Origin of the sequence: Photobacterium lucens (genome assembly GCF_009873615.1) — a bacterium.
GTDB classification, from domain to species: domain Bacteria; phylum Pseudomonadota; class Gammaproteobacteria; order Enterobacterales; family Vibrionaceae; genus Photobacterium; species Photobacterium lucens.
The window spans coordinates 1-8,041 of record NZ_SSMG01000445.1 but is presented as its reverse complement, the minus strand read 5'-3'; the positions used below and the strand labels follow the sequence as shown (position 1 = coordinate 8,041).

The window sequence follows — 8,041 nt, the reverse complement described above, 5'->3', positions numbered from 1 at the left end:
CAATATTGCTATATAAAGAGCAACTGTGAGTTTATCGTTTAACTCCTTTCTGATTAAAGATCATTTCTTACTTTCTACATTTCAAATAAACACTTTGAAACAAAATAATGTAATCAAGCTCATGATATTTATGAATCAAATTGATTATGATTATCTAACATTGAAGGCGTTATTTTGCTTTAAATAAGAATGCTTATTTATAAGCTGTTACATTTTAAATGAAACTCAGTAGTTAGGAAAAATAATGAAGTACAGAAAAACTGAAAAGTGGGATGACTTAGAAAATAGTAAAAACCTACTTTTTTTGCTCAGCTATTTGATGAGTTGTTTTTTGATTTCTCTCTCGATACTTATAAACCGTCGTCAATGAACACGAGTTTGTTGTGTGAAGAGGCATTGGAAGTAATCGATGAGATCCAAAAAGGAAATATAAAAGCACCTAATTTGCAACATGTTATCGATGAACTATGTGAAAACTTATCAAGAGATAAGGTTGCACAAGCTCTATTGTCTATTAAGTTAAAACAAATTAATGCAACACTTCGTGATCCGAAGAAGACGGCCGAAGATAAGAAAATAGTAGTTGAATTAATACTTCGTCAAATTAATTTGAAGCGCTATAAAAAGAAAAACGAAGAACTACTCATTCAAGTAATTAAAGACAAAGTTGACTTTTCTTCAATCCGTTCATTAGCTAGAAGTTACGCAACAACACTATTAAATTTGGGTTTCAGTTCAGAATACATTGCAGAAACAACACAAAAGTTTTACCACTACGATAAAAACAGAATTCATGGCAACAGCGCAATTGAGGATTTTATAAAAATATTCTGCGATAAGCCAAAGCAATATCAAATAGTCTTCCGCTCAACTAAAGATGTTATTCTATACAAGGATTCTCTGAAAGCATTTGATATCAAATTAGTAAATGACTTGCACGACTTAGATATAGACCATAGCAAACATAAGTTTCCAAAGAGCGAGAATGAAGTATACATTTGCGTTTCGGAAATAAAGGCTAGAGACAATTTTTCTGCAAAAAATACCGCTGAAGATACTTTAGAAATGTTGAGTACTATGTTTGGTCTATTTCACCACAAACAACAACTCAGTTGGACGACAGATTGTTTGATTTGGAATGAAGCAGATAATGAAGTGAGTAGGTCTCGTATTCGAACGAACGCGATGCATAAATGTAGTGACCAAAAACCATCTAGAGCAGCAATAAAAGCCAATAGATTTTTATCGGAATTTGGTTTAGAGAAAAACTCATTTAGAGTGTTTACAAGAGCAGCAGAGCTTCATTCTCTCGCCTTAAGAAGCGATTCCAATGAGAATCAGATGCTAAACCTTTGGATCGCTCTTGAATCAATTATTCCAGCTTCTCATGACTCAAACATATCTAATATTGAACATATTGTTCAGAGTACTATGCCTTTCTTAAATTTAGGCTATTATCAAAGACTAGTTGCTCGCTTAACAAGCGATCTTTTTAATTGGAATAGTAATCAGACAAAGAAAGTTCTAAAAGATATCGAAGGGGATAATCAGGTAATAAAGGTAGCTAAATTATTATCCCTAGAAGATTATTCAGATAAGCGACAGGAGCTGAAAAACTCCTTTAAGGATTTTCACCTGCTATATGATCGTTTTGAGTATTTAGAGTTTATCTATGCAGATCCACAAAATATGGTCAAAGGTTTAAAAAACCATACTATTAGAGTGGGCTGGCAAATTAGAAGGATCTATCGTGCTCGTAACATGATAGTTCATAGTGGTATGACGCCGAGTTATATTGAGCTTCTTATTGAAAATGTCCATGACTATTTAGATCACATAATAGAAAAAATCATAACGCTAGTAAATGACTCCCAAAAAGTCTTGAGTATCGAACAGGCATTCAAATTAACTGATATGACATATAAGGCTTTAGAAGATACGTTATCGGACAAAAAGTTAAAGTTTAAATCAGAACTGATTGAACAAATGTATTTATCTTAAATCTAACAGATAATGATAAGTGTTGGACAAGCCCAAACCAACTTATATAAATATTTGAAATATAATGAAAGGTAATGTTGAAAACTAAACATAACATTACCTTCACTTTTCTTAATACCTACCAGCCTAAATAGAGCAAATTATCTAACACACTTCTATCCAAAACTTTGAGTTAATCATCTATGGCTAGCTTTAGGTCTACGTCTAAATGACTAATAGCTCATGGTCTGATGATTGAATAATATTGATTTGAAGATAGCCTTGAATACAGCTTACTAGTTTTATCTGAATAAAATTACGAAAATTAGACTGTACAACTTAAGGGCATAGGGAAGTATATGACATTAATACGTAAGGCTGACAAATGCGATGTAAGCAGAATATGGGAAATTAGAACGCAAGCAATCTTAAAAACATGTGTATCGCATTATTCTAATGAAGTTGTTTTTTCTTGGGCTAACTCGCCAATGCCTGACGACTTTGATGAGATACTACTTGGTCTCGGTGCCATTGTGCTAGAAGAACATGAATACATAGTAGGATTTGGGTTTGTAGATACTAAAAATGGCTCTCTGGAGTCTGTCTTTGTTGATCCAAGATTTACAGGAAGAGGTTTTGGGAAGAAAATTGCCAATAACCTGATACATAAAGCAAAAAAATCTGGTTTATATCATTTACAGTTGTCCTCTTCCCTAAATGCAATTAAGTTCTATGAAAGCATGGGGTTTGTAGCTGGTGAGAAAACGTCTTGGAAGCATCCATCTGGTTTTGAGTTAGCGTGCATTCCAATGACAAAAGTAATTTAGCAAATATTATCCACTAACAGTGCTAAATAGAATGTAGTAAGAATTGTCCACAAATAAGTTAGCCATTTAGCTAACTCATTTGTGATCATCAAGCGGCTTATAACCACTTTCTACCCTATCCCTACTCCCCCAACAGCTCTTTCCTGATAATCTCAGCACCTGCACTTAAGGCTTCCAATTTACCTTGTGCGATATCTTGTGCCAGTGGTGCCATACCGCAGTTGGTGCATGGATAGAGTTTATCTGCATCAACAAATTTCAGTGCTTTGCGTAAAGTGTTAGCCACTTCTTCGGGTGTTTCAATCTTATCGCTAGCAACATCAATCGCCCCGACCATGACTTTTTTACCACGGATCAATTCGAGTAAATCCATCGGTACATGGGAGTTATGGCATTCAAGCGAGATAATATCGATGTTCGATTGTTGTAGTTTCGGGAACGCTTCTTCGTATTGTCGCCATTCAGAGCCGAGGGTTTTCTTCCAATCGGTGTTGGCTTTAATGCCATAGCCATAACAAATGTGAACGGCGGTTTCGCATTTCAGCCCTTCTATGGCTCTTTCTAAACAAGCGATGCCCCATGCATTCACTTCATCAAAGAATACGTTAAACGCCGGCTCATCAAATTGAATAATGTCGACCCCTGCCGCTTCTAGCTCTTTCGCTTCTTCATTAAGGATTTTGGCAAATTCCCACGCCAGTTTTTCACGGCTTTGATAATGCGCATCATAAAGGGTATCAACCATGGTCATCGGCCCCGGCAATGCCCATTTAATAGGTTGTTTGGTTTGCTGACGGAGGTATTTTGCATCTTCGACAAACACCGATTTTTGGCGAGAAACAGGACCAACAACGGTAGGTACACTGGCATCGTAACGATCACGGATTTTAACGGTTTTGCGGGTTTCAAAATCGACGCCATTAAGGTGTTCAATAAAGGTAGTCACAAAATGTTGGCGAGTTTGTTCTCCGTCACTGACAATATCAATCCCTGCTTGTTGTTGATTTTGCAATGATAAACGTAGCGCATCTTGTTTACCTGCCGCTAGTGCATCCCCTTCTAGTTTCCACTCTGACCAAAGTTTTTCAGGCTCGGCAAGCCAATCTGGTTTCGGTAAACTTCCTGCTGTTGATGTTGGTAATAATGTTTTCATGATAGTTAACGTCCTATGTTGATATAAATGATGAAAGCAATGTTGATGTTAGCGAGTCACGAAATTCGCTGACCATTGCTCAAGCACGGTTTGGTATGGTTTGATAAAGTGCTGCTCGGCAAATTTGCCTTGTTCACCCGCCAACCTGCTGCGCTCTTCTCGGTCATACACGATTTTGGTCAGTGAATGATCGGGGCACTTTAGGTTGGGTTTATAGGACTTTCCAGCCACTGCGTTTGCGTTATAGATTTCTGGTCGATAGATCTTTTGGAATGTTTCCATGGTGCTGATGGTGCTTATCAGCTCAAGATTGGTGTAATCATTGAGTAAGTCACCAAAGAAGTAGAACGCCAAAGGAGCAACACTGTTTGCAGGCATAAAGTAACGTACCTGTAAGCCCATTTTTTGGAAGTATTGCTCGGTTAATGACGACTCATTGGGTTTATATTCCACGCCCAATACTGGGTGCTGATTTTCGGTGCGGAAATAGGTTTTGTTATCTGACACGCTTAAACAAATCACTGGTGTCTTTTTGAAATTCTCTTTATAGACAGCTGAGTTAACAAAACTTTGGAAGATTTTGCCATGCAGCTCGCCAAAGTTATCTGGAATACTAAACTGTGGCTTACCTTTATTATGGTTTTGTAGTAATACGCTGAAATCGTAATCACGCACATAAGAAGAAAAGTTATTACCGACAATCCCTTCAATACGCTGGTTGGTTTGATTATCAATAATGTAGGTTTTTAATACTTCGATGGATGGGAATGTTTGCCCCTGCCCTTCAATGTCGATATCTACCGAGACAATTTCAAGCTCAACAGAATAACGTTCACCTTGAGGGTTATCCCAGTTCGCCAAGGCATTAAAGCTGTTATTAATCATGTTTAATGCGTTACGTAGATTCTGTTGGCGACTTTCCCCTCGCGCTAAGTTCGCGAAATTGGTAGTAAGGCGTGTGTTGCTAGCGGGATGATAATTTTCATCAAGGCCCGTTTTATTAATTGTAAATGTGAAATCCTTTGTCATAGCGGCCTCTTCCTTTTAGCTGAAATAAGTGAATGCTGATGCGCTGTCTGTATTTAGTTATACGAAGAGGAGTTGATGAAAAAAAGTGGATTTCTTTCACATTCAACATGAGAAAAATTCAAGTTAATAGGTTTGAATTGTTACAAATTTGTAAGCTATAGTGCTCAGCCAATTTTGAATGGATGTATTTTTGTTCAATAACTTAACTAAGATTGCGATGAAGAAGTGAATGGAATGACTGAATTATTATTAATAATATATTGCGCATTACTTGGCAGTGGAGTGGGCTTTTTAGCGGGATTATTAGGTATTGGTGGCGGCTTAGTCATTGTGCCTATTTTGAGTATTATTTTACTCCACTTTGCGATTTTACCGTCTGATCAGGTGGTGATCGTCGCCATTGCCACTTCGTTAGCGTCTATCCTGTTTACGTCGACTTCTTCAGCAATTGCTCACCATAAAAACGGCAATGTGCCTTGGGATTTAGCCCCTTGGATCATGACGGGCGTTGCCCTTGGCGCTCTGATCAGTGGCTTTCTTGCCGCCTTGTTACCAGCCAATGTGGTACGCATAGTATTTGCTGTGAGTGTGGCATTGATTGCACTAAAGATGTTCTACAGCAGTACCCAAAAAGACAACGCCAAAACACGTAACATGCCAAACAATGTGGTGCTTACCTTTTTAACTACGATAACGGGCGGTTTGTCTGCGATGATTGGCATTGGTGGCGGCGCACTGTTAGTGCCTTTATTAACGTTCTTCTCGCTTGATATGAAAAAAGCCATTGGCTGTGCGTCGGCGTGTGGCATTGTGATTGCGCTGTTTGGCTCTATTGGTTATATCACTTCTGGTAGCAGTTATTTATCTATCAGTGATGGTTTCGCTGGCTTTGTGTATTTACCAGCGTTATTCGGTATTGTGTGTACCTCTTGGTTCACTGCTCCATTAGGTGCAAAAGCCACTCACCATTTACCTGTAACAACAATCAAAAAAATCTTCTCGGTTTTATTGTTAGCTATGGCGACCAATATGGCGATCAGCTAACAACGTTTCACAATTAAACAAATAACGATAAAGAAAGCGAACACTAATGTTCGCTTTTTTATCTTCATATACAGTGATATAGATACTTAATAGATCCTAAATGTATCGCAATATAAGGTGCCGTAGCCTACGTTGTAACATACCGCACTTTTCTGATTTGATGACTTGTTAGAGCCAATCACTTTCGTACTATAGTTGCCTAATGGTGCGATAGGTGTACCCGTTAATGGTAATTTGATTGGGTTAGTATCAAACTGCTTATCTTGATTTAGGTAACAATTGACTGCGTTATTTGTTGGATCGTATTTACACAAATCATCACGCCCATCGCCATCCACATCATTAAATTCGGTACCGCCTAAATCAAATATTTGGAATGGTAGATGAACTGAATAATCCTCAAGCTTATTGTCTTTATTAATATAAGAGCAATGGAAATAGTCATGATTACCAACAACGCGACAATAGTGCGGATGTTCGTAGGCCATTTTTAGTGAGAATCTTAAGTTGCTATAACCACCATCAACATAGCCTGTTTCCACGGTTTGCCATGTATTATCCTTTTTGTGCAAGTTACAGCGGAGATGCGTCCAAGTATACACCAATCGACAGTAATCTTCTTCACCATTCCCATCAATATCTAACCAAATACGAGAATTAGCCCAGCCGCTATCATCATCATTAAAATCACTAGAGTTACCTGTTAAGTCACTACATGTTGTTTGTGTTGATGATATTTGTCGGCATAAATTGCTTTTATGATTAGAAATATTTGTCCAATGACGGCTTGAATCATAGCCAGCATTCACATATTCCCCTTCTTGGTTAACGCTAAATGGTTTTTCAATGGTTGATAATGAGCACACTGGATGTGTCCAATTGTATTGGAGCCGACAGTAATCGGTTTTTCCATCACCATCACCATCGACAAAATCTTGCCCAGCTCCCCAACCATAATCAGGTAATACCACTGCAGTAGTTTGAAAGTGAAAGTTACCGAGATTTCGTAAACACGTAATGTATTTTTTATCACTATTGGCATCGGTATTAAAACCACAGTAACTTTGATTACCCAATCCATCCAGATCTACCCATTTGTGTGGATAATCATGGAGTGGAAATACCATGCTGTTACTTGTGGTTGTCTCTGACTTTTTAACAATTTTAGAAACGTGCATTAATGAACGAACATTTTCTAAATACTGATAAGCGTTTTTAGATTGTGCTTGCAAACAGGCTTGAGCATCTAATTCTTTTCGATTAACTGTGATGCTTCTTTTTACTATTCGAGGAACGCCACATAAATCAACATAGTTATGCCAAGGAAATTGTCGCCAAGCGTTGTGATCAATCGGAAAACCAGCAAATTGGTAAGCATCCCACGCAGGTGTGATATGTAAGTTCTCATATAAGCTGGGTCTATACGCTCTATTTTGCGTCATCGATTCTGATATCACACCGCTAGTGACAGTGTACCAACCCATGACTTGTGACCATGGAATACCTCCTAGCGCCGCCACTTCATGTTCATCTGGGTGTGGTGAAAAACGGCCTAGCACTTCATTAACATCAATTAAATTAGGAGCTGTCGCTATAACATAAATATAGTAACGAGGATAACCAGACAATATAGTTTGCCCCACGACGTGAGCACTACGCATAGAATATGATGTCGAGACATAACCATCATTATCACGAGCCATACCCGTTTGTGTACCTTGAGCATGAGTAAATAAATTAATATTCATTGGCCTATTACGGCTGAAATACTCCTCGAAGCCTCGCGGATTAAAACCATTAGTGGCTTGTATGTCTTCAGGAGAACGCGAATCTGCCCGATATAATGGTGGATCGTCAGCAAAAACGGGAAACGATAAAAATATTACTAATAATATTCCGATATAATTAAACATAAAAAATTTAAATGCAAAAAATGGTGACAACAGAATAACTAAGCATTTTATTTAACTAAATAGAAGATAATCAAAAATAACAAAAACCAATAGTA

6 protein-coding genes are annotated in these 8,041 nt (G+C 37.8%); 3 read left to right on the top strand and 3 right to left on the bottom strand.

Features of this window, described 5'->3' with window-relative positions; genetic code table 11:
• Positions 1-396: 396 nt before the first annotated feature.
• Complete coding sequence (locus E5A76_RS18185; RefSeq protein ID WP_161119784.1) at positions 397-2,001, top strand: HEPN domain-containing protein; 1,605 nt, start codon at positions 397-399, stop codon at positions 1,999-2,001.
• A 338-nt stretch (positions 2,002-2,339) separates the two neighbouring features.
• Positions 2,340-2,807, top strand: coding sequence for a GNAT family N-acetyltransferase (locus tag E5A76_RS18180; protein ID WP_161119783.1), 468 nt, complete (start codon positions 2,340-2,342; stop codon positions 2,805-2,807).
• 121 nt (positions 2,808-2,928) lie between these two features.
• Here the strand turns inward: E5A76_RS18180 and E5A76_RS18175 are convergent, their stop codons facing one another.
• Both E5A76_RS18175 and E5A76_RS18170 read right to left on the bottom strand, forming a co-directional pair.
• The gene (locus E5A76_RS18175; protein ID WP_161119782.1) at positions 2,929-3,960 is read right to left on the bottom strand and encodes a methionine synthase; all 1,032 of its coding nucleotides are present in this window, start codon (positions 3,958-3,960) and stop codon (positions 2,929-2,931) included.
• 48 nt (positions 3,961-4,008) lie between these two features.
• Positions 4,009-4,989, bottom strand: a complete 981-nt coding sequence (locus E5A76_RS18170) for a DUF1852 domain-containing protein (protein WP_161119781.1) — start codon at positions 4,987-4,989, stop codon at positions 4,009-4,011.
• A gap of 234 nt (positions 4,990-5,223) precedes the next feature.
• On the opposite strand from E5A76_RS18170, the gene E5A76_RS18165 reads away from it, so the two are divergent.
• Entirely contained in the window at positions 5,224-6,033 is an 810-nt protein-coding gene (locus tag E5A76_RS18165) for a sulfite exporter TauE/SafE family protein (RefSeq protein WP_161119780.1), read from the top strand.
• 86 nt (positions 6,034-6,119) lie between these two features.
• Here E5A76_RS18165 and E5A76_RS18160 read toward each other — a convergent pair whose 3' ends face one another.
• The gene (locus E5A76_RS18160; RefSeq protein WP_161119779.1) at positions 6,120-7,946 is read right to left on the bottom strand and encodes an enterotoxin A family protein; all 1,827 of its coding nucleotides are present in this window, start codon (positions 7,944-7,946) and stop codon (positions 6,120-6,122) included.
• Between the last annotated feature and the right edge of the window lie 95 nt (positions 7,947-8,041).